The organism is Pseudomonas sp. GW821-FHT01C01, assembly GCF_059422645.1.
Map to the genome: position 1 here is coordinate 81,044 of NZ_JBWKXF010000002.1, position 21,747 is coordinate 102,790.

A 21,747-nucleotide genomic window follows, 5' to 3' on the forward strand; every position below is an offset into this window, starting at 1 on the left:
CCAAATATACGGTTATCCATATGTACTGCGCAAGGCGCTCGGAATCAGGAAGGGGAAGGCTCGGCAAGGTTGTTCAGGCATGAGATAAACTTGAGCCATTTCGGCACAAGGCAAAGGAGAGGTGATGAATGGAATCGTTTAGCGTTCGCGAGCTGAGAAAGACTGATGCTGAAGCGTTGCTGGCATTCGAAATCCGTAACCGGGAATGGTTTGAATCCCATATTGATGCGCGTGACCCTTCTTTTTACTCGTTGCAGGGTGTCGCCGATCATATCGAAAGCTATTTGTCCGATTTTGCCATCGGCGCCTGGCACCCGTTTGTCATCGAAGATTCCAGTCAAAGAATCGTTGGTCGAGCCAATCTGAAAAGCATCGACTCATCGACGAGTTCTGCTGAAGTGGGTTATCGGATCGATCAACGCGTGTGCGGGCAGGGGCTGGCAACTCTGGCGTTGAGGCATCTGATCCAGGAGGCACAGTCACGTTGGGAACTGACGCAACTGGTTGCCTATGCCTACAAGGAAAACCTTGGCTCACGCAAAGTACTTGATCGGTGCGGATTCTTGCTTGAAGGGTCCACTTGCAACGACAAAGCGGTGGACGAATGCCGATTCGTCCTTTCGATCCAGTGACATTCTTTCAGCGATTGCGGATGTCGGCAGCAGGTCGGTGACGCCCCGGTCACTCCTGCTGCGCTTGATCTTCGTCCACCTCTTTCCAGCTGTCATCCGGATCAAAGCGCTTCATCGATTTCGCCAGTTTTTCACCACCGGGCCCCAGGTCTTTCTCGAACACCTGTCCTTCATGACTGATCATGAAACTCATCACCCCGGTGTCGTCGTATTTCGCCGGCCAGGCGATCAGCGCAAAGCCCCGGCTCATCTTGTCACCGATGAGGTAACTGTAGGCGCCACCCGGTGCCGAAGGACCCTGGCCATCAAGGATGCGGAAGCGGTAACCGTGCCACTCTTCGTCGGCAATGGCTTTGCCGAACGAAGGCCCCAACGGGCTGATCTGGCCGCTGTCGTCTTCGGCCCAATAGAGTCCGTCGTGCTTGCCGGGGGTGCTGAAGATTTTCTGCGCATACTCGAGTGCGCCATCACCGTCACGATCGACTGATGCATAGTCCATCTGCGCGTCGTGATAGGCCAGCACCGATTGCACCGCGGCAAGTTCGTTGCGGCCGATTTGACGGGCACGGATCTCGGCACTGCCGGCCTTCATGTCGAAGCGCCAACCGTTCGCGTCTTTTGTCATGGGGATGGGCAGTGTCCAGTTCTTGCTGCCGACCGCCAGGACTGCCTTGCGCTCGCTGGGATTTTCAATGCGGTGTTGTTCGCGGTATTGCTGCAAAAAAGCATCCACATCTTCGCGCTGCACGCCTTCACGGGGGATGTAACTGTGCCAGTCACTGCCCAGCAGCTCGGTCAGGCGTGCCTGGTCGGCGTGTTCCGTACCCAGTGCTTCGACGAACGCTTCAGCGGCCTTTTCTGGCGTTGGAAAGGCCTGTTGTGCCGTCGCCATGCACGACCACACCAGGCCGGCAACTATCGCAAGGACATGAGGGAGCAGGCCCATGAGTCCCTTCACTCGAGGATGGTTTTTCAACGACGGCCCCCCCTTTGACGCGCTGGTGGATTAGACGGCCGACTGACCTGGTGGCCGGCCGATCGCGCGGTACTTGGGCGTTGGGCGGATGCCTGGCTGGCCCGGCCACGATTGGCCTGGACGTTGGCCTGGGACGGTGTACGCGCGCCGGCGAAGGCGTTGTTACGGGCACTGCCGGTACTGGCGGCCGGTCGTTTATTCGTCGCTTGACGCGCCTGCGCCTGACCCTCTTTGCGCTGGTTCAGCTGCGCGGTCTGGTTCCTGGGTTGCTGATTTTCCCGGGTGTTTCGGGCCGTGCCCTGGCCTCTGTCAGTCGCCTTCGGCCTGTCTGCACCGGCTTGCAACCGATTGCCGCCCGAGGTTCCGGACTGCAGCTTGCGTGTTTGATCGCGGGCTTCGCGGTTGCTGGTGGCAGGTCGTTCGATACCGTGCTTGTCCATTGAGGTGCGGGCATTTTCACGGGCCTGGGCGCGTTGGGCATTGTCTCCGCGATAGGCTTCACGCTGATTGGCGCCGTTCAGTTGGCGGCCATACTGTGCGCGGCTCGCGCTGTCTCGATAGGGCACGCCATTGCGGTGCACCGGGTTGTGTTGCCATTTGTTGTTGGTGATCCGGTTGTTGCCGTTGATGTTGTTGTAACGATTGACGTCGATGTCGACGTCGTTATTGCCCCAGTCACATTCACCCCACAACGATCCAATGATCGCCACACCGGCACCAAACGCGAGTCCGGCCATCAGGGCCTGACCAGGGTAATAGGCCGGTGGCGGTGGATAGTACGCGGGCGGCGACGCCGGGTAGGGCCAGGTGCCGTAGGTGGTTGTCGGGTTATAGGTGGGGACGTACACCACCTGCGGATCGGCAGGCTGAATGATGATGGTGGAGTTGCTGGCCGGGGCCGACTCAGGGGCTGGAGCCGGTGCCGCGCTCGTGGTCGCAGGTGCCGGCGCCGCGACATTCTGGATCGTCACGTTCTGATATTGGTTGCTCTGCAGATTGCCGGCGGCCTGTGCCTGGCGACGCAAGCGTTGCGCGCTTTCCATGACATCGTCGGGTTGCGCCAGGAAGGCATCACCCAGGCGTTGGACCCAGACGGGATCCTGTCCCAGTGTTGCCAGAACCTGAGGGAAGGCGACCAATGCCTGCACGCTCGGATCCCAGGGCTGGTTCGCCACCTGTTTGACCGCGTCGTCACCCTTGGCGTCCGGGTGCGCTTTGGACCAGTTGACCGCCTCGCCGACTTCCCCGGGGTAGGTGGTGGCCATCAGCACCTGTGCAAACAGTGGGTCCGGGTAAAGCGCAATGGGCGCGAGCATCTGATCCAGTTGTTCCTGGTTAAACACCGGATCCTTGGCCACCGGGGCGACGGGCGCTGTTGTGGCCGCGCTTGCCGGTGCGGGGGCTGCGGCGGGTGCCGGAACCGGGGCCGGTGCGGCAGCGGTCCCATCCGCAGCCAGTGCCAGGCAGGAAGATCCACTCAAGAACAGTACGGCTGACAACGCGTAAAAAAATGGAATGCGCATTGCACCCCCTATGTGGTCAGGCAGGCTTGAAATGAGTGAGTCAATGCAGATGAGGTGAAAGCCGAGTTTGCAAGCCACAAGGCCCAGCTTCGATGCCGCTTCATAATGGTAGCAGCTCATTCGAAGGACTCAGGTTGTCTTTAAGACCGTGTGAACCTGATCACTGCGCGCTGGCATCGCTTTCGTGTTCTTCGGCGAATGCCATGAACACCTCCAGGTCCAGCACATCCAGCTTGATCTGGGCGATGAACGCAGAGAAGGCCAGATTGGCCGCGAGCAGACGCAGGTCGCTGGCCCAGGCCGGAAGATAGACCGGTCCCTTGAGCCAGCCGGACTCGAAAAGTGGCGCAAGGCGTATGGTGTCAGCCAGGCTGAGGCGCCCTGCAAACAAATGCCCGATCAGTTCCGGGCGGTTATCGCGGATTGCAATGCGCAGCAGGGTATGGACGCCGAGCAGCCCGGTCAGGTAAGCGGCATCCTTGGTAAACGCCGAACCGCCCCGCAGGTCGGCGCCGCGGAAGACCCGTTGGGTTGAGCGGAAGGACTCCTCTTGCGTTTGCCCGGCAGCCAGAAAACCTTCGAACACCTGGATGAAATCGGCTCCCTCCAGCGCCTGCTGGACGGCGAGCACGCGCAGGGCCAGGCGACGCAGGCGGCTGATGTCCATGCTGCCGGTGAACAGTTCGGCCAGGGTGGCAATGCCCTCTTGGGTCTGGGTCGTACGGGGCGCTCCCAGGCCCAGGCTAGTGAGGTTGGGCTGCCGCGCGCCGTTTTGTGCCGTGGCGACATGCACGAAGGCTTCGTGTTGCAACAGCTGATTCTTGTCCAGCTCTGAGAACAGCGCGCTGGCCCGCAGGCGAATGCGGCTCGATCCGGCGATGGCCTTGGCGGCGAGGTTTGGATCGAGCACGACCGTGATCTGTCCGACGCCGAAGAAGCGGTCCAGTTCCGGTTGAATCCAGGCGGCAAAAGCCTTGGCCGGAATCTCGGCCGGGCTCGGTGGAATCCGCGCACCGCCGAGCAGGGCGTCGGTGGTTCTGAGAAAGAAACGGGCCGCGTCCAGCATGCTCAGTTGCAGGCGTGTGTAATAGAAGTCCGGGCGCCGGTACAGCGCTGACGAAAATTGCGTAAAGGCGGGAGTGCCAATGGCCCCCAACATGTGCCCGGCCGTGGCATAGCTACGGGCGGTCATGGCGAGGTGATTCCCGGCCGGATGCCCCACATCGCAACGGCTGATAAAGGTTTCCAGGGCGGCGATGTCGGCGCTGTGCTCGCGGGGCTGCAACTTGACGTTGGGCAACTCGGCCCGCCCGCTGCGCCACTTCGCCAGGAAGTCTTCCTCGACGCCATCCGGCCAGGACAGGGCATCCAGCACGCGGATCTTGCGGGTCAAACCGGGCAGGGCTTCATCGAGTTCGGACAGGGAGGCGGCGCTCATGGACTTCTCCTTGAGGGACGAGGTGGCATTACAAAAGCTTAGTCGTCGCGCGCCGTTACGTGTTGAGTTGGCGGGTCGTGCGTGCAAAGTCGATGAACGCCTTGAGTGCTGCGGGCACATGACGGCGGCTCGGGTAATACAGGTGCAGGCCCGGATAGTAAGGGCACCAATCGGCCAGTACCTGGATCAAGCGGCCATCGGCCAGATACCCGTTGACCATGTCTTCGAACACGTAGGCCAGACCTATTCCTTGCAGCGCCGGGCCGATCATCAGGCTGACATCGCCGAGCGTGAGCGGGCCGCTGACTTCGATTTCCTGGGTGATTCCACCGCGTTCGAATTCCCATCGGTACATCGAGCCGCTGGGAAAGCGATGACGGATGCACGGCAGACCATGCAAGTCCTCCGGTTTCTGGGGTGCCACATGCCGTTCGAGGAATGCCGGTGAGCCCACGACCACCGAGCGCATGTTCGGCCCGATGGGCAGTGAAACCATGTCGGCTTCCAGGCGATTGCCAAAGCGTACTCCCGCGTCAAAGCCGCCGGCCACCACGTCCACCAAGGCGTCGCTCTCGACGATCTCCAGCCGGATATCCGGATACGCCTGCAAGAACTGGCTGACAATCGGCAGCAACACCAACTCACACGCCTGTCTTCCTGCGGTTATGCGCAGGTTGCCCGAGGGCTTGTCGCGAAAGTTGTTGAGGTCTTCCAGTGCATCATCGATGTCACGAAAGGCCGGTTTCAGTCGCGCGTAAAGTCGTTCCCCGGCGTCAGTCAAGGCCACGCTGCGGGTGGTGCGGTTGAACAGTCGTACGCCCAGGCGATTCTCCAGGGCGCGCAATGAGTGACTCAAGGCCGAGGGCGTGAGGCCGAGTTCCACTGCCGCACGGCTGAAGTTCAGGTGCTGGGCGATGCACAGGAAGATCGACAGGTCGGCAGTGGAGGGGGATTTCATTTGTGAACACCTTTCACAAAGCCATGCAAAATTGTTGGGATTATCACATCAGTATCACGGCTTTAAAGTCGCTTCAACTCATCGAGAAAGCCCGGCAATAACGCTCGGGTCGCTGACAGGAGGAGTTGAAATGCGTACTTGGTTCATTACTGGCGCTTCCCGTGGTTTTGGCACCCTCATCGCAGAACACGCCCTGCGTGTCGGCGACGCTGTGATTGCCACCGCTCGCAACCCACAAGACATCACTGATCGCCTGGGCGATCACCCGAACCTGCTCGCCGTGCGGCTGGATGTCACCCGCGAGGAAGAAGCGCACCAGGCTGTCGCCGAAGGCATCAAGCGTTTCGGGCGTATTGACGTGCTCATCAACAATGCCGGTTTCGGTGTACTGGGCGCGGTGGAAGAGACCAGTGCCAGCGAAACGCAGCGTCTGTTCGCGACCAACGTGTTCGGCGTGCTCAACGTAACCCGCGCCGTACTGCCGCACATGCGTCGCCAGCGTAACGGTCACGTCATCAACATCTCGTCGATCGGCGGTTATCAGGCCTACATGGGGTGGGGCGTCTACGGTTCTACCAAGTTTGCGGTGGAGGGCATCACCGAAGCGCTGCACCAGGAACTGGCGCCCTTGGGCATCCACGCGACAGTCGTCGAACCCGGGTTCTTCCGCACCGACTTCCTGGACGAGCAGTCGCTGATCAAGACCGCCCTGGAACTGCCGGACTATGAGGAAACCGTCGGCAAGATGCGCCAGTTTGCCGAAGGCGCCAACCATGCGCAGCCGGGCGATCCGGTTAAGCTTGCCGAAGCGATGCTCGCGCTGGTCAACGCTCCGAAACCGCCACAACGCCTGGCGCTGGGCAGCGACACCGTGGCGCGAATCGAGGCGAAAAACCGCTTTGTGCAAGCGGAACTGACCGAATGGAAAGCACTGGCGCTGTCCACCGACTTCGAGGTTTGAGGCGACGGCCTCGCAAAAGCCGGGCTGGTCCCGTTTTTTGCGTTTGCGAAGCCAGATACTCGCCTACCATTACTCCATGACCGCAGCCGGCTCTTCATTTACCTGGTTTTTTGGGGTTTTGATAATCAGCAACAACGGCATGACGGCCAGTGACAACAACATCAGCAGCTTGAAGTCATCCACGTAAGCAATCCAACTGGCTTGCACGGTGACCAATGCGTCCAGGGTTGCGCGGCCGGAGGCGGCCATCGGGTCCAGATAGCTTTTGATCGATCCTGCGTCGAAAACCCGGTTGAAGGGCGTGATGTAGGCACCTATCTGTTCGTGGTTGGCCTGGATGTTCTGGGTGAGCAGCACGGTCACGATGGAGATCCCGACACTGGAACCGACATTTCGCGACAGGCTGTAAAGCCCGGTGCCTTCGGCGCGCAAGGAGGCGGGCAGCGTCGCGAAGGCAACCGTGGTCAGTGGCACAAACAGCATGCCCAGGCTGGTGCCCTGGATGAAGCCGACCCAGATGACGGTTTGCATCGACACATCAGGCGTCCAGCCGGTCATCAGCCCCATCGACAGTGCAGACAACCCCAGGCCAGTCAGCAGTAACAGGCGGGTATCGACTTTGCCCAACAGTCGACCGGCGAGGAACATGGTCAGCATCGTGCCCAAACCACGCGGGCCCATCACCATGCCGGCGGTCAGCACCGGATAGCCCATCAGGGTTTGCAGGTAGGGGGTCATCAGCGCCAGTGAAGCCAGGTAGGTAATGCCGACGATAAAGATAAAGATGACGCTGATCGAAAAGTTACGATCCTTGAACAGCTTCGGACTGATAAAGGGCGTGTCGGTGGTGAAGGTGTGGACCAGGAACACATACAGGGCGACAGCGGCCACTACTGCTTCGACCAGGATTTCACCGGAAGCGAACCAGCCCAGTTGCTCACCTCGATCCAGAAACAATTGCAGGGCCATGATCGCCACGCTCAGCGAGCCGAAGCCGAGCCAGTCCAGGCGTGCCGAGGTGTCGGTCGATGTTTCGCTGACGTAATAGACGATCCCGGCCAGCGCCAGCAAACCAATGGGCAAATTGATGAAGAACACCCAGCGCCAGCTGAAGTTTTCGGTCAGCCAGCCGCCGAGCATCGGCCCCAGTACGGGGCCGACCATGACCGACACACCGAACAGCGCCATGGCTGAACCGCGCTCCTTGAGGCTGTAGATATCCAGCAGAATGCCCTGGGACAGCGGCACCAGCGCCGCGCCCGCCAAGCCTTGCAGCAGGCGGGCGAGGATGATTTCTTCCAGCGATTGCGCCAGGCCGCAAAGGATCGACGACACCACAAAACCGACGATCGCCCACAGCAATACGCGTTTGCGCCCGAAGCGCCTGGCCAGGAAGGCTGAGGGCGGCGTCATGATTGCCGCGGCGACGATATAGGACGTCAGCACCCAGTTGATCTGGTCCGAACTGGCCGAGATGCTGCCTTGCATGTAGGGCAGGGCGACATTCGCGATGGTGGTGTCGAGCGCTTGCATGATCACCGCCAGCACGACGCAAGCGGTGATCATCGCGCGATGGGTCACCGGTTCGGTCGGTGCCGGGTTATTCATGGGCCAGAGCCGGGGCGGAGGCCTTGCTCGCCAGCAGCCCCGAGAACAGGTGTGGCAGGCCACGCGCCGAGCCGGTATCGATCTCTGCTTGCACACTCATGCCGGTGCGCAGCGGCGGTTTTTCCCCGGCATCATCGATGCTGATGCGCACGGGAATCCGTTGCACGACCTTGACCCAGTTGCCTGTGGTGTTTTGCGCGGGCAGCAACGAGAAGCTTGAACCTGACGCCGGGCTGATGCTTTCGACGGTGCCGTGCCACTGCACGCCGGGGTAGCTATCGACACTGATGTCGACGGGCTGACCCGGTTTCATGTGGGTCAGTTCGGTTTCCTTGGGGGACGCAGCGACCCACAGGTGGTCGGCTGACACAAGGCTGATGCCCGATTGTGGTGGTTGCAGGTAGGAGCCGACTTGCAGCGATTCAACGTTGGTCACGACACCGTCGAACGAAGCCCTGACCACCGAGTTGTTCAGGTTGCGCTGCGCTTCGTCGACGGCGGCCTGGGCGATCAGGTACGTGGACTGTTGTTCGACGGGTGTTTCGATATGCCCACCCAATTGCGCCAGCACCATTTGTGCTGTGGCCTTGGCCACGGTGATTTTTTGCCGGGTTTTGTCCAGCGCGTGCTTGGCATCATCGTAGTTGGTTCGGGAAACTGCAGAAACGCTGACCAGGGTCTGCTGTCGCTGGAAGCTGGCCTGGTAGTACGCGAGGTCGATTTGTGCCTGATCGATTTCGGCCTGCGCTTGCCTGTAGTTGGCCTGGAGATTGAGGATCTGATTGCGCACATTGCTCAGTTGCGCCTTGGCACTGGCCAACGCAATCTCAAAGGGCTCGGGCTTCAGGGTGAACAGGACTTGACCCTTCACGACCCGCTGATTGTCTTTGACGTCAATCGAGGCGACCAGGCCCGAGACATCGGTGGAGACGCCGACATGATCGGCCTGGATGTAGGCATTGTCGGTGGAAATGATCTGCCCACCGGTGACATACAGATAACCGCCGATCACCAGCACGACGGGTAACAAGGTAAAGAGCGCGGTGCGCATGAGCTGGCGTCTCTCAATCATGACGATGACTCCGGCTCTTCAACGGGAAGACTGCAGGCTTCGATCAGATTCGACCTCATCCGCTTCATCATCTGCAGCAGCAGTTGTTCTTCCTCGGCAGAGAATCCGCGGGTGGCTTCCTGGCGAGTCGTCCGGCCCATGTCGCGCATGAGCTCCAGAAGCGGGTGAGCCTGTTCCGTCAAGAACAGCAGGGACAGGCGCCGGTCCGTGGGGTGACGACGTCGCTCGACCAAACCGCGCTCGGCCATTTTATCCAGCAGGCGCACGAGGGTGATCGACTCCAGCTCCAGCAGGTCCGCGAGCCCCTTCTGATGGATGCCTTCGTGGGTCGACAACATGGCCAGCACTTGCCACTGCGAGCGAGTGAGGCCGACATGCCGCGCGCGTTGTTCGAACCGCTTGCGCATCAGCCGGGCGCTGTCATGCAGGGCAAAACCAAGGGTCAATATGTCGGTCATGGGGAAATCTGCAGCGAAGGAGTTAGCTCATCATAGTTGAGCTTGTAATTAGTCAGCTATCTATATTTGCCAAATAATTAAGGTGAATCGATTCCGTGAACAACCAGCAACCCCTGTAGGAGCTGGCTTGCCAGCGATGGCGTTTACACGTTCAACAGAGACGTTGAACGGCATATCGCTATCGCTGGCAAGCCAGCCCCTACAAGGGACCGCGTCCGCGTCGTTTTTCACGCGATACCTGTAGGAGCCAGCTTGCTGGCGATGGATTCAAATGCGCCGCGTTGTAATCGTTAACGACCATCGCAGGCAAGCCAGCTCCCATAAGGGACCGCGTCCGAGTTCAAACCAGTAAAAGAACCGATCAGAGTTTCGGCAATTGCCCGATACGTCCCATCATCTCGGTCACGATCTGCAGGTCCAGCAGGAACTGCCCGGTGGTTTTGAACTCGTTGTCGTTGTGACCGGTGTATTTGACGTCCGGCATGGCCAGGCCGAATTGCACGCCGTTAGGCAATTCATGCACGGACGTGGCGCCGGCGGAGGTGCCGGACTTGTGTTCCATGCCAAGGTTTTCGCTGGCCACGGCGAGCAGGGCCTTGACCCATTCACCCTCGGGGTTGCGGTACATCGGTTCGGCGATCGATAAGTCGAAGGCCGGTGCGATATGGGTCTTCTTGCTCCAGGCGTCCAGCTTCCCGGCGATTTCGGATTTGAGCACTTCCGGCGTCTTGCCTTTCGGTACGCGCAGGTTGACCGCGAGTTTGAAGGCTTTGTCATCCATCCCGACATAGGTCAGGGAAGTGGTCAGCGGGCCCATGAACTCATCGGCAAAACCGACCCCCAACTTGCCACCCAGGTAGTCCAGCCCCCAGTTGTCGGCAGCGTAGCGGGCGGCGTCCGTAATCTGGTTGTGCTTGAGTGCGACCTTGCCGTCGAGGCTATTGATGAAGTCGAGCATCCTGGCCACCGGGTTGACGCCGGATTCAGGCTCGGAGGAGTGGGCGGAAACGCCGGTGACGGTCAGTTTGACGTCCTTGCCGTCGACCCTGGCAGCCACCTCGAAGTTGCCGCCATTGCGCTTGGCGTAATCCGCGCCGGCCTTTTGCAGGCTGGCGGCCAGTTCGGCGGGTTTGTCGGTCACCAGAGTCACGACCGATGTCGACGGAATCTGGTTGGTGGCCAGGCCACCGGTCATTGAAATGATTTCCGCGCCTTTGCCTTCAGCTTTACGCTTGGCGAAGCTGGCCATGACCGTGCCATAGCCTTTCTCGGCGATCACCACCGGATAGCCGCCATCCAGTGCCAGGTTGTAGTTGGGCGTCGGGTTGCGTTCGAAGTAGTAGGGGATGGCGTCGCCCGTGGTTTCTTCGGTGGTGTCGACCAGCAGCTTGAAGTTTCTGGCCAGCGGCAGCTGCTCTTCCTTGATGATCTTCATGGCGTAGAGCGCCACCACGATGCCGTTCTTGTCATCCTCGGTGCCGCGGCCATACATGCGATCGCCGACCAGGGTGACCTTGAATGGATCGAGGCGGGTGCCGTCCTGCAGCACCCAGTTCTCCGGCGTTACCGGCACCACATCGGCATGGGCGTGAATGCCCACGACTTCATCGCCGGTGCCTTCGAGGGAGATCTCATAGACGCGGTTGTCGATGTTGCGAAAGTTCAGGTTGAACGCCTGGGCAAGGCCCTTGATCTTCTCGGCTATCTTGAGGAATTCGGGATTCTCGTGCTGGGCAACGCCATCCACGCGCACGGTCGCAATGGCTACCAGTTCCTTCAAGGTTTCTGTGGCCGCGCTGCCGTATTTCACTCGGGCGTAAAGGCCAAGCAGACGATGGATTTCGTTTTGCTGCTCAGCGGTAAGCGTCTTGTTGTCGAGGAATGCACTGATGGCCGGGCCGAGGTTGTCGGTTTTGGCGAAATCGCTCTTGGCCAGACTTCCCAGGAACTGCCTGAAATCCTTGACCGATGCATCACTGAAGGTCTTGAGGATGATCGAGCTCTGTTGCGGGGTGATGTTGGCGTGGGCAGCGGTGGTGAACGACGAAAGGCTGGCGAGCATGAGGGTGGTCGCGGCCAGTTGCTTGAGTGAAAAATCCATTGCTGGGGGCATTCCTTTGCAGGCGGTTTGTAAGAAATATCTGATCGCTTGATCAGAAACATTTCCAAACTACCACCACGAGCGTGTGCAACGGGAGCCCCTGAAGTGGGATCTGTCGCACAGAAAGGCAAAAGCGGCGCAGAAACGAAAAACCGCTCTATCAATGTTTACATTCCGCCATCACCACGTGGCAGGTATCCGGTGTACCGCCGGATCGGCCGGCATAGCGTATGCAATTACTCAGGGATTTTTGCCGAGCGATGTCCAGGGTGTCGCCCCAGGCGAGGCCACCTTCGCCGACAGTGGGGAGTGCTTCTGCAAAGCAGACTGAGCCGGTGTTTGAACCTGTGTTGGAACCGGTGTTTGAGGCAGGATGTGGAGCCGTGGTGGCTTTGCTTGAACATCCGGCTAGCAGCGCCATGTTGACGGCGAGCAGGGTGATCAGGAGCCATGGCGAGCATTGGCGTGCTGTATGTCCCGTCATCCCGGTTCCCCTGTATCAAGAGGTGTGTTCAAGGTCGTACCTATTCAGATTAGGCCCCTATCAGGACATCATCCACTTGCCCGCCGGCTTGTCTCGGAATTCACTGAGTAAGAGGCCCACTGTCTAGACGGACGGCAGCCTGATCTCTTCGTCCAGTGCATGAGCGGCTGGAATTGGATCGAAGTACTCTCGGATAAACCTGAGCTTGCCGTTTTCGGCCTCCACGAACAAAACGTAAGTCTGTCTGTAGATTCGACCTGTCGTCTTGATCCTCCCTTCGGCCTTTACTTGCGCGACTGCTTTTGAATGATCGGCAAAGGCATTGATCTGAAGGTCGTAAAAGCGAAAGTCTTGCACCGCTCCGATAAACCAGCCGACATGCCCCAACACCTGATCACGACCCGTCAATCGGCTCGGATGCCCGAGGCTCGGGGCGTAGGGGAGCTCCCAGACAATGTCGTCAGAAATAAGCGATTTCCATTTTTCAGGGTTGGCGACAAACGTGTCGAAGTGCGCCTGAAGCAGTGCTTGAGCGTGGTTCATCTTTCGCCTCCAGGGTTTGATGACCGGTGCACAGCGCATGCTGTCCACGGCTTGGTCGAAAGAATGTCCCATGGATCCCGGCTCGAATAAAACCCGAATAATTTCGATCTCCAGGTTCCAGAAAATCGACAAGTTACTCCTTCAAGCGGATGCCTCCTGCGCCGCGCTCTGTTGAACGAAACGCTCAATCAACCACCGTGCGGCGGGTCCCGGTGGCAGATCCGTGCGGTAGATGACGTCGAAGGCATATTTTCCGCTTTTGTATTCCGGAATATTCAGGAGCACGAGTCGGCCGCTATCCAGATCTTCCTGGACCATCGGGGCTGGCATGTTCCCCCAACCGATGCCTTCACGCAGCAGCATGTGCTTGGCGCCCAGGTCCGCCAGCCGCCAGGTGCGGTTGCTGAGCACGGCGAAATCCTTGTCCTTGGTCAGCAGCGAGCGGTCGGACAGCACCAGTTGAGTGAACTCTCGCCCGGCGCCCGGAACGTTCGAGTCGCTTGAGGCCAGTGGATGATTCGGGGCCGCTACCGGAATCAACTCGACACTGCCGACGCCAATTCTTTCGATACCGTCGATGCCTTCATTCATCGGCCCACTGACGCCGACGATTGCGCCGCGGTTGATCACCAGTTCAGTGACGGCGCCGAGCGCTTCCATATGCAAGTGCAGGGCAACCGTAGGGAATTCTTCGCGGAAGGATTTGAGCGCGTCCACCACGCGCTCGGGGGGCAGCATCACATCGAGCACCACGTGAACTTCGGCTTCGAGCCCCTGGAGCAGGCCCTTCACTTTGGCGCGTAATCCATGAATCCCGTTGGCGATGGTTCTGGCTTCGGCCAGCACGGTGCGGCCGGCATCGGTGAGCTGGGGTTTGCGTGTGGTCTGGCGGTCAAACAGCGACACGCCGAGTTGCATTTCGAGGTTGGCAATCGAGTAGCTGATGACCGAAGTGGCCCGGTGCAGTTTTCTGGCGGCCGCTGCAAAACTGCCGACTTCCACGACGGTGAGGAACACGCGCAGTTGGTCCAGTGTCGGTGTTCCCGGGTCAGAGATCATGCCAATTTCCTCGAACGTAATGGTCAATATTATCCCGGTATAACTTATAGCGTGATGCATCTGCCCGGCGTGCTGAAAAAATGAAACGCCAGGCAGATAAGCGCAAAGCCCCGACAGGGTGAGCAAGGCTCCTAAAGAGTGGCGGATCGCAATCGGCGAAAGTTGAGTCGTCGAAAGCGACACCCGCATACGTTCCGGCGTATGCGCAGTGGCTGGAATGGTTCAGCTGCTCTCTGCCAGGAGAAACGAGATGACTGATTTTATTGCTACCCCCAACGAGATCGCCGGGAAAGTCGTGATTGTCACGGGCGCCGCCAGCGGTATCGGCCGTGCCATCGCCGAGCTGTTTCATGCCCGAGGCGCCAAGGTCATTGCCGAAGACATCAACCCTGAAGTGAATGCACTTGAACGCCCTGGTTTGGTGCCTTTGGTCGCGGATATCACGGTCGATGGCTCGGCGGAGAAAGCGGTTGCACTGGCCGTTCAACACTTCGGCAAGCTCGATGTGCTGGTCAATAACGCCGGACGGATCATCTACAAGCCTCTGGTCGAGATGACGCGCGAGGATTGGAGCTGGCAGATGGAGACCAACGTAACGGGTGCGTTCCTCCATTCCCGCGAAGCGGCGAAAGAAATGATGAAGCAAAAGTCAGGCGCAATCGTCAACATTGCGTCCTATGCCTCTTACTTCGCGTTTCCGGGAATCGCGGCCTACACCGCATCGAAAGGGGCACTGGCGCAATTGACCCGAACCCAGGCGCTGGAAGCGATAGAGCACGGTATTCGGGTCAACGCGATTGGCGTGGGCGACGTGGTCACCAATCTGCTCAATCACTTCATGGAAGACGGCCCGGGTTTCCTGCAAGAGCACGGCAAGTCGGCACCGATCGGTCGTGCGGCCTCGCCCGATGAGATCGCCGAGATCGTGGCATTCCTGGCGTCCGAGCGCGCCAGTTTTATTGTCGGCTCGGTCGTCATGGCCGATGGCGGCATGAGCATTCCCGTGGGCAGTTGATTGGCCGGTTGTACTTGCGGTACGGCGAGCGCCGTGCCGCGTTTTCATTTGCGGTAATGACTGGGCAGGACGCCGACTTCCCGTTTGAATGCCTGGGAAAAATGGCTGGCGCTGCTGTACCCGACCTCCAGTCCGGCATCGATGATGCTCATGTCGGTTTCAATCAGCAGTTGCCTGGCCTTGGTCATTCGCAGCCTGATGAAGTAGCGGGAGGGTGAAAGCCCCGTGGCGCGTTTGAACAGGCGGCTGAAGTGGTACTCGCTCATGCCGGCTGCGTCGGCCAGATCCCCCAGGCAAAACGTCTCACCCAGAGACTTTTCCATCGCATTCACCACACGCCTGAGCTTGAAGGCCGGCAGGGCATTACGCTGAACGATGTTATCGGCTTGCGCATCAAGATAATCGCGCGCCAGGTGCACAGCGATGCACTGGGCGATGCCTTGCATCAGCAGTGGGCTGGTTTCCCCCTGGGTGGTCAGTTCAACTCTGAATTGTTCGAACAGCCCCGACAGCGCTTCATCTCGACCACCGGATATTTCGCGCAAACAAATCGAACCGGTGACTTCCTTGCGGGTTTCCTGGATTGCACGTTCAAGCAGGGGCAGGCCGAGGTAAATGTGCATCACCACAAAGGGTTCCGCACTGGTCACTTGCCAGCGCATTTCGTAGGGCACGGCGCTGGTGGTGAGGAAAAAATCCCCCTTTGTCACTTCACTCGCCATCCAGGCTTCGCCGGCCTCCCGTTCCTCAATGGTGGCGTTCCCGGAAAGCACCCAGACAATCAGCGGCTCAGCCACGGCGGGAACGATAACGCTTTGCTCGATCCGCTCCCGGTTAAAGATCTGCACCAGCACATCGCTGGAAAAAACCTCGTCGGAGGCAGCCAGGCGCTGACCGCGGATGTGTGCTTCCAGGCCTGTTGCAGACGTTCGCTCAGCGGTTTGCACGATTGAACTCCCGTTCTGTGGGGTGAGTGACTTGCCTAATTAATCGAATCTAATGATCTAAATTAGTCGGCTATTAAGATGAGCTGGCCAGGAGCAACATTTCCTCACCAGGGCGGTTCATGTCGAACCGCACCCAATTGAAGGAAATACCTCATGACGACTTCCGCAAACATCGCTCATTCCGCCACCTCTGAACAGAGCCGTTCCGACGTCACCCAAGCCTCGGCCTCGTTGATCGGCCGGGTACTGCTCAGCGCAATCTTCATCCTCTCCGGTTTTTCGAAACTGGCCGCTCCGGCCATGATGGTCGGCTACATCAGCTCTGTTGGTCTTCCGCTTCCGCAACTGGCTCTAGCGGTGGCGATCATCGTTGAAATCGGTGGTGGCCTGGCACTGATCGCCGGTTACCGCACCCGCACCGTTGCCGCTGTACTGGCTGTGTTCAGCGTGTTTACCGCACTGGCTTTCCATAACGCCCTGGGCGATCAAAACCAGTTCATCCACTTCTTCAAGAACATCGCGATGGCTGGTGGCCTGTTGCAGGTCGTGGCCTTCGGTGCCGGTCGTTTCAGCCTCGACGCTCGCCGTCGTTGATACCCCGCGCTGCGCAGGTCGGTCCCTCGCAGCGCAATGTTCTTCTCCCTTCTTTTTCGATAGTCGAGGCCTCCATGAAAGCCATACGCGTGTACGAATACGGCAGTCCTGAAGTTTTACGTCTGGAAGACATTGCCGACCCGGTGGCCGGTGTCGGTGAAGTGCTGATCGATGTCGCCGGAGCCGGGGTGAACCCGATTGACTGGAAGATCCTCTCCGGTGCCATGAAAGCGTTCATCCCGTTGCCGCTGCCTTTTACCCCGGGGGTCGAAGTGGCCGGGACGGTGGTAGCAGTGGGGCAGGGCGTCACTGAGTTCAGCATCGGCGATGAAGTGTTTGGCTTCATCAACATCGTCGGGGGTTATGCGACCAAAGCCGTCGCCCAGGTTGCAAAACTGGCGCTAAAACCTAAATCACTCAGTGCCTTGCAGGCCAGCGCTGTCCCCGCAACGGCCCTGACGGCCTGGCAGGCCCTGACCGAACACGCGGGTGTACAGCGTCGGCAGAAAGTGTTGATCCACGCCGCGGCCGGTGGCGTAGGCAGCATGGCCGTGCAGATTGCCAAGTACCTGGGCGCGGAAGTCTACGCGACGGCCTCCGCGCATAATCATGCCTACCTGAAAGATCTCGGTGCTGACTACACCATCGACTATACGACCCAGGCATTCGACGAGCTGGTGTCCGGTGTCGATGTGGTACTGGACCTGGTGGGCGGCGACACACAAACCCGTTCCTTTGCTGTGCTGAAAAAACACGGCGTGCTGGTATCGCCGGTGAGCCTGCCGAACATGTCGCTGGCAAACGACTATGGCGTGACCCCCGCCAACTTTGCGACTCGCTCGGATGGCCGGCAGCTTTCGCTCATTGCCGAACTGTTCGACAAGGGACATCTCACGGTGGACGTTGAGGCATTTCCGTTGAGTGAGGCCAAAGTGGCGATCGAGAAAAGCATGGGCCGGCATTTACAGGGCAGGCTTGTCCTCGACGCAACGAAGTAAGGGGTTCCCCGACAGGATCAGGCAAGTTGTCAGAAGGATCTGACTAACTGGCTGCCGCCGTTATCCCTAATCTGGACTGGCAGCGAGACATCGCTCTCGCGTCACCAGGCACTCAAGTGAGGGATTAGGGTCATGTCGAATATCTCGAAAAAAGTCGTTCTGATCACGGGCGCGAGCAGTGGAATCGGCGAGGCGACAGCGCGTCTTTTAGCCAGCAACGGAGCACATGTCGTACTCGGGGCACGTCGTACGGAACGCCTCGAAATACTCTGCGGGGAGATCAACGCGAGTGGCGGAGTCGCGCACTTTCAGGCGTTGGATGTCACCCGTCGAACCGATGTACAAGCGTTTGTGGATTTTGCGCTAAAACTGCATGGCCGGGTCGATGTGATGGTCAACAACGCCGGGGTGATGCCGCTGTCGAAACTTGAGGCGCTGAAAGTCTCTGAGTGGGACCAGATGATCGACGTCAATATCCGCGGTGTCTTGCACGGCATCGCGGCCGGTTTGCCTTTGATGCAACAACAGAAATCAGGCCAGTTCATCAATATCGCATCGATTGGTGCCTACACGGTCAGCCCGACGGCGGCGGTCTACTGCGCGACCAAGTTTGCAGTACGGGCCATCTCGGAAGGATTGCGCCAGGAGGTCGGCGGGGACATTCGTGTCACGGTGATTTCGCCTGGCGTTACCGAATCCGAACTGGCCGAGAGTATTTCCGACGAAGGCGGGCGGGCCGAGATGCGCGAGTTCCGCAAGATCGCCATCCCTGCAATGGCCGTCGCTCGCGCTATCGCTTACGCCATTGAACAGCCTGCCGATGTGGACGTCAGCGAACTGATTGTCCGCCCAACCGCCAGTGCTTTCTGAACGGAGGACTTGAACATGACAGTCAAAAAATCCGTTGATCAGGATAAGTACGTCGGTATGTGGGTCACGGCAGACGGGCTCATCCGCCATGGGCTTTTACCGGGTGGTCGATACGATGAAGCCCGGGGCAGGAAGGTGAGTGCCTACCAGGGCCGGTATTGGCTGGAAGGTGACCACATTGAGTACGTCGATGACACCGGGTTCACGGCTGATGGTGAGTTCCGCGACGGGATTTTGTATCACGCCGGCATGATTCTTTATCGCGAGATGTAGAAGCCGAACGTCGCAGTGGCGGGTGCTCATTCGAAATAGAGCGAGCACAGCCGCCACCCGCCATCGACTATTACAATTGTTGGTTGTGTACCGGATCAACAGCGCGCCTCACCTGCCCCAACAGGTGATCGACATCCTCGGCGGTGGTTGCGAACGACGTGACAAAGCGAACGATGTTGGGTCCCCAGCGATCATGGTAGAACCCGAAACCGGCCCGTAGCAGCGCTTCGATTATTGCCGGGTCCAGCCGACAGAACAGGATATTCGCCTCGGTGCCGCCCAGCACTTCTACGCCGCTCAGGCCAGCAAGCCCGCGCGCCAGATGCAGGGCGGCATCGTTGGCTTTGCGTGCATTGCGCAACCAGAGATCGTCAGTCAGGTATGCATCGATCTGCGCCGAAAGAAAACGCATCTTGGAGAATAGATGACCGGAACGCTTGCGGCGGTAACTCATCTCGGTGGCGAGCGAGGTGTTGAACAGGACGATGGCTTCCGCCGCCAGCACACCATTCTTGGTGGCACCAAACGACAGGGCATCGACGCCAGCTTTCCACGTCATTTCTGCGGGAGAGCAACCCAGCGATACCAAGGCGTTGGCAAACCGCGACCCATCCATATGGAATCCAAGGGAAGCTGACTTGCAGACGTCACCGATGGCTGCGATTTCGTCGAGGGTGTAAGTGCTGCCGACTTCGGTGGCCTGAGTGATGCTGACGCAGGCGGGCTGGGTGGTGTGCACGTCGCCGACCTTCTCGCGAGTCCGCTCGCGTAGGCGGGTGATGTCCAGCTTGGCCGATGGGCCGTCGATGGTCATCAGCTTCGCGCCGTTGGAAAAGAACTCGGGCGCGCCACATTCGTCGTTGTTGATGTGACTGGCCGGATGGCAATAGATATTGCCCCAGGGTGGCGTCATCGCGCTCAGGCACAGGCCGTTGGCGGAGGTGCCGGTGGGCACGAGAAGAACCTCCACGTCGCGCTCGAAGATCTCGCTGAACTTGCGCTGGACCTGCGCCGTCAACTCGTCGGTGCCATAGGGGCTCGCCTGGCCCGTGCTGTGTTTCACGATGGCTTGCGCCACCTCCGGCGATGCGCCTGCGATGTTGTCACTTGAAAAACCCAGAGCGGGCGGTCTGTTAGTTTCACCGTTCATCATCCAGTTCTCGGCTGCGCGGGCGAAGGTGTTTCGCCCGGATTGGCGCATCCTAGGGAGGGGGAGGGTTGTCGCGCTTGTAAAAAATTGACGGTCGTCTGATGGCCGACGCCCTAGGTCCTGTAGCGGGAGGGCGCGACGCCAAATGCCTGTCGAAAGGCACGGTTGAAATGGCTTTGATCGTAGAAGCCGACGGCGTGGGCGACATCGATGATCGGTTGCCCACTGCGTGATAGCAGGCCGCAGGCCCGTTCGAGGCGCAGGCGAAGCAGCCACGCGTGTGGCGTCATGCCGACGGTCCGCTTGAACTGCTTGAGAAACGGGAAGCGGCCCAGCCCACACAATCCAGCGAGATCATCGAGTGTGATTCGCTCATCGATATGGCTGAAACAATAGTCCCTGACGCGAGACCATTGCAGGGGGGATAGCGTGCCTGCAATCGTTTCGGGCTTGGTCGCCCGTGACTGGCTCAACAAGTGTTCAAGGAGGGTGATCCATTGCGTCTGCACCGCGAGGCTGCCGGGTCCAACGGTCTGCTGCATCGCTTCGTGCAGCCCGTACAGGTGGCCGACAAGCCCCGCGTCTTCCAGCAACACACTGGTCAACTCAAGCTCTCTCGGTCGACCGCTGATCTCCTCGGCCAGACTCGCGACCAGCGCCTGCGACAGACGGAATGTCTTGAGCGTATAAGCGCCGCCGCCCTCGGACACCCCATCGTGGATTTCACCCGGCGGCATCAGGGCAATACTGCCCGGACCTAAAAGAAACGACTCGCCTTTCGATCGATGACGCTGGATGCCTTCGGTGACAAAGCCAATGTGGAAGTCGAGGTGGTAATGGCGGTCGAAACCGACATCCGCAAAGCGTGCGGAACCCAGCACCAGGCCTGGTACTTCGGATACGTGATGGTACTTGGCGTGCTCAGTCATGGAACCCGTACAACAATCGGCGAGGAGGGCAAGGACCTGCAAAGTTTAGGTCCGCAAGAGGTGTAGATCTATGGGTTGTCAGCAATTGGCCCGAGGTCGTGCCTATCGGGTAATTCCTCGTATTACTGGATGAGTGCAATCCAATTGTTCCGACTAGTCAACCAATCGGCCCAACTCTACTGTTTCAGGCATCGGGCCGTGAGGCCCGCCGATTACTCCACGCCGTCACCATTCACAGGAAAACGACCATGTCAGACAGCCAAAAGCTCATCGCCGTTGTCGGCGCAACCGGTCATCAGGGCGGCGCCGTTGTGCGCGCGCTGCAGGCGAGCGGTCAATTCAAGGTCCGTGCGTTGACGCGCAATCCGGCCGAGCATCCGCAGTTGGCTGAAGAGGTGGTGTTGGCGGATCTGGATCGTCCGGAAACACTGAAAGCCGCGTTTGCTGGAGCGCACGGGGTTTTTCTGGTCACCAATTTCTGGGAAGCCGGCACGGACGAGCACAAGCAGGCGCTGGCAGCCGTTCAAGCAGCCAAAGCTGCGGGCGTTCAACACTTCATCTGGTCGACGCTGCCAAACGTGGAGACAATCAGCCGCGGCAAGCTCGATGTCCCGCATTTCACCGACAAAGCAAAAATCGATCGCGTCGTGGGTGAAGCCGGATTTGCACACCACACTTTCGTGATCGCGCCGTTCTTCTATCAGAATCTGCTCGGCGTAATGGCTCCGAAGCAGCAGGCCGATGGAACCATTGGGTGGGCAATACCGCTCGATCCGCAGCAGCGCGTCATTCACATGGGCGACATCACCGAGCTTGGCCACGTCGTGGCCGGGGCATTCGCGCAACCTGAACTTGCCGGGAATGGCGAGTATCTGCCGATGGTCGGCGACTTCCTGAGCTTCAACGAGGTCATCACCGAGCTGAATCGTCTGGGGCACCATTTCTCCTTCAAGCACGTCCCGCACGAACTCTTTGCCGGCTGGTTCCCTGGCGCCGGGGAAATCGCGGAAATGCTCGCCTACTTCGAGGCCCACACTTACCTCGGTGCGGATTCGCGCGAAGCCATCGCGCTGGCCAACAGAGTCGCCGGCCGACAGCCGACGAAGTTCGCCGCCTGGGCCCGGGCAAACTTCGAAATTCCGGCGTCCGCCTGACGCA

General features: G+C 59.4%; 22 protein-coding genes. 8 read left to right on the forward strand and 14 right to left on the reverse strand.

What is annotated here, in order from left to right:
- Positions 1–128 precede the first annotated feature (128 nt).
- Complete coding sequence (locus AC07XF_RS01780; RefSeq protein ID WP_495025155.1) at positions 129–632, forward strand: GNAT family N-acetyltransferase; 504 nt, start codon at positions 129–131, stop codon at positions 630–632.
- Between the two features lie 49 nt (positions 633–681).
- On the opposite strand, the gene AC07XF_RS01785 is transcribed toward AC07XF_RS01780, so the two are convergent.
- The 4 genes from AC07XF_RS01785 to AC07XF_RS01800 form a co-directional block, all read right to left on the reverse strand.
- Positions 682–1,578, reverse strand: a complete 897-nt coding sequence (locus tag AC07XF_RS01785) for a DUF2950 domain-containing protein (RefSeq protein ID WP_495025156.1) — start codon at positions 1,576–1,578, stop codon at positions 682–684.
- A gap of 26 nt (positions 1,579–1,604) precedes the next feature.
- On the reverse strand, positions 1,605–3,131 hold the full coding sequence (locus AC07XF_RS01790) for a DUF3300 domain-containing protein (RefSeq protein ID WP_495025157.1): 1,527 nt from the start codon (positions 3,129–3,131) through the stop codon (positions 1,605–1,607).
- Positions 3,132–3,291: 160 nt separating this feature from the next.
- The gene (locus AC07XF_RS01795) at positions 3,292–4,569 is read right to left on the reverse strand and encodes a peptidase MATCAP family protein (protein ID WP_495025158.1); all 1,278 of its coding nucleotides are present in this window, start codon (positions 4,567–4,569) and stop codon (positions 3,292–3,294) included.
- Positions 4,570–4,624: 55 nt separating this feature from the next.
- Entirely contained in the window at positions 4,625–5,527 is a 903-nt protein-coding gene (locus tag AC07XF_RS01800) for a LysR family transcriptional regulator (RefSeq protein ID WP_495025159.1), read from the reverse strand.
- Between the two features lie 130 nt (positions 5,528–5,657).
- On the opposite strand from AC07XF_RS01800, the gene AC07XF_RS01805 reads away from it, so the two are divergent.
- Positions 5,658–6,488, forward strand: coding sequence for an oxidoreductase (locus AC07XF_RS01805; protein WP_495025160.1), 831 nt, complete (start codon positions 5,658–5,660; stop codon positions 6,486–6,488).
- Positions 6,489–6,557: 69 nt separating this feature from the next.
- Here AC07XF_RS01805 and AC07XF_RS01810 read toward each other — a convergent pair whose 3' ends face one another.
- From AC07XF_RS01810 to AC07XF_RS01840, 7 genes are all read right to left on the reverse strand, one after another.
- Entirely contained in the window at positions 6,558–8,096 is a 1,539-nt protein-coding gene (locus AC07XF_RS01810; RefSeq protein ID WP_495025161.1) for a DHA2 family efflux MFS transporter permease subunit, read from the reverse strand.
- Positions 8,089–9,168 carry an HlyD family secretion protein gene (locus AC07XF_RS01815; protein WP_495025162.1) on the reverse strand — a complete coding sequence of 360 codons (1,080 nt, stop codon included), beginning with the start codon at positions 9,166–9,168 and terminating at the stop codon, positions 8,089–8,091. Before AC07XF_RS01815 ends, AC07XF_RS01810 begins: the two co-directional genes overlap by 8 nt.
- Positions 9,165–9,626, reverse strand: a complete 462-nt coding sequence (locus AC07XF_RS01820; protein WP_429384446.1) for a MarR family winged helix-turn-helix transcriptional regulator — start codon at positions 9,624–9,626, stop codon at positions 9,165–9,167. Before AC07XF_RS01820 ends, AC07XF_RS01815 begins: the two co-directional genes overlap by 4 nt.
- Before the next feature lie 361 nt (positions 9,627–9,987).
- Positions 9,988–11,727 (reverse strand): dipeptidase, encoded by a 1,740-nt coding sequence (locus AC07XF_RS01825; RefSeq protein ID WP_495025163.1) that lies wholly within the window; start codon positions 11,725–11,727, stop codon positions 9,988–9,990.
- A 160-nt stretch (positions 11,728–11,887) separates the two neighbouring features.
- The gene (locus tag AC07XF_RS01830; RefSeq protein WP_495025164.1) at positions 11,888–12,211 is read right to left on the reverse strand and encodes a hypothetical protein; all 324 of its coding nucleotides are present in this window, start codon (positions 12,209–12,211) and stop codon (positions 11,888–11,890) included.
- Between the two features lie 123 nt (positions 12,212–12,334).
- The gene (locus tag AC07XF_RS01835; protein WP_495025165.1) at positions 12,335–12,886 is read right to left on the reverse strand and encodes a nuclear transport factor 2 family protein; all 552 of its coding nucleotides are present in this window, start codon (positions 12,884–12,886) and stop codon (positions 12,335–12,337) included.
- A gap of 9 nt (positions 12,887–12,895) precedes the next feature.
- Complete coding sequence (locus tag AC07XF_RS01840) at positions 12,896–13,813, reverse strand: LysR family transcriptional regulator (RefSeq protein ID WP_495025166.1); 918 nt, start codon at positions 13,811–13,813, stop codon at positions 12,896–12,898.
- A 250-nt stretch (positions 13,814–14,063) separates the two neighbouring features.
- On the opposite strand from AC07XF_RS01840, the gene AC07XF_RS01845 reads away from it, so the two are divergent.
- Entirely contained in the window at positions 14,064–14,828 is a 765-nt protein-coding gene (locus tag AC07XF_RS01845) for an SDR family NAD(P)-dependent oxidoreductase (RefSeq protein ID WP_442099619.1), read from the forward strand.
- A 44-nt stretch (positions 14,829–14,872) separates the two neighbouring features.
- Here AC07XF_RS01845 and AC07XF_RS01850 read toward each other — a convergent pair whose 3' ends face one another.
- On the reverse strand, positions 14,873–15,775 hold the full coding sequence (locus AC07XF_RS01850; RefSeq protein ID WP_495025167.1) for a helix-turn-helix domain-containing protein: 903 nt from the start codon (positions 15,773–15,775) through the stop codon (positions 14,873–14,875).
- 153 nt (positions 15,776–15,928) lie between these two features.
- Here AC07XF_RS01850 and AC07XF_RS01855 point away from each other — a divergent pair, with 153 nt between their 5' ends.
- The 4 genes from AC07XF_RS01855 to AC07XF_RS01870 all read left to right on the forward strand — a co-directional run bounded on the left by AC07XF_RS01855 (position 15,929) and on the right by AC07XF_RS01870 (position 18,510).
- On the forward strand, positions 15,929–16,369 hold the full coding sequence (locus AC07XF_RS01855) for a DoxX family protein (RefSeq protein WP_429486970.1): 441 nt from the start codon (positions 15,929–15,931) through the stop codon (positions 16,367–16,369).
- Between the two features lie 74 nt (positions 16,370–16,443).
- Complete coding sequence (locus AC07XF_RS01860; protein ID WP_495025168.1) at positions 16,444–17,367, forward strand: NADP-dependent oxidoreductase; 924 nt, start codon at positions 16,444–16,446, stop codon at positions 17,365–17,367.
- 132 nt (positions 17,368–17,499) lie between these two features.
- Positions 17,500–18,237, forward strand: coding sequence for an SDR family oxidoreductase (locus tag AC07XF_RS01865; protein ID WP_310064418.1), 738 nt, complete (start codon positions 17,500–17,502; stop codon positions 18,235–18,237).
- Between the two features lie 15 nt (positions 18,238–18,252).
- A complete protein-coding gene (locus AC07XF_RS01870; RefSeq protein WP_495025169.1) occupies positions 18,253–18,510 on the forward strand; it encodes an Atu4866 domain-containing protein in 258 nt (85 codons plus the stop codon).
- 70 nt (positions 18,511–18,580) lie between these two features.
- Here AC07XF_RS01870 and AC07XF_RS01875 read toward each other — a convergent pair whose 3' ends face one another.
- Both AC07XF_RS01875 and AC07XF_RS01880 read right to left on the reverse strand, forming a co-directional pair.
- A complete protein-coding gene (locus AC07XF_RS01875) occupies positions 18,581–19,663 on the reverse strand; it encodes a threonine aldolase family protein (protein WP_495025170.1) in 1,083 nt (360 codons plus the stop codon).
- Between the two features lie 110 nt (positions 19,664–19,773).
- Positions 19,774–20,589, reverse strand: a complete 816-nt coding sequence (locus AC07XF_RS01880) for an AraC family transcriptional regulator (protein WP_495025171.1) — start codon at positions 20,587–20,589, stop codon at positions 19,774–19,776.
- A gap of 248 nt (positions 20,590–20,837) precedes the next feature.
- Here AC07XF_RS01880 and AC07XF_RS01885 point away from each other — a divergent pair, with 248 nt between their 5' ends.
- On the forward strand, positions 20,838–21,743 hold the full coding sequence (locus tag AC07XF_RS01885) for an NmrA/HSCARG family protein (RefSeq protein ID WP_495025172.1): 906 nt from the start codon (positions 20,838–20,840) through the stop codon (positions 21,741–21,743).
- Positions 21,744–21,747: the final 4 nt, after the last annotated feature.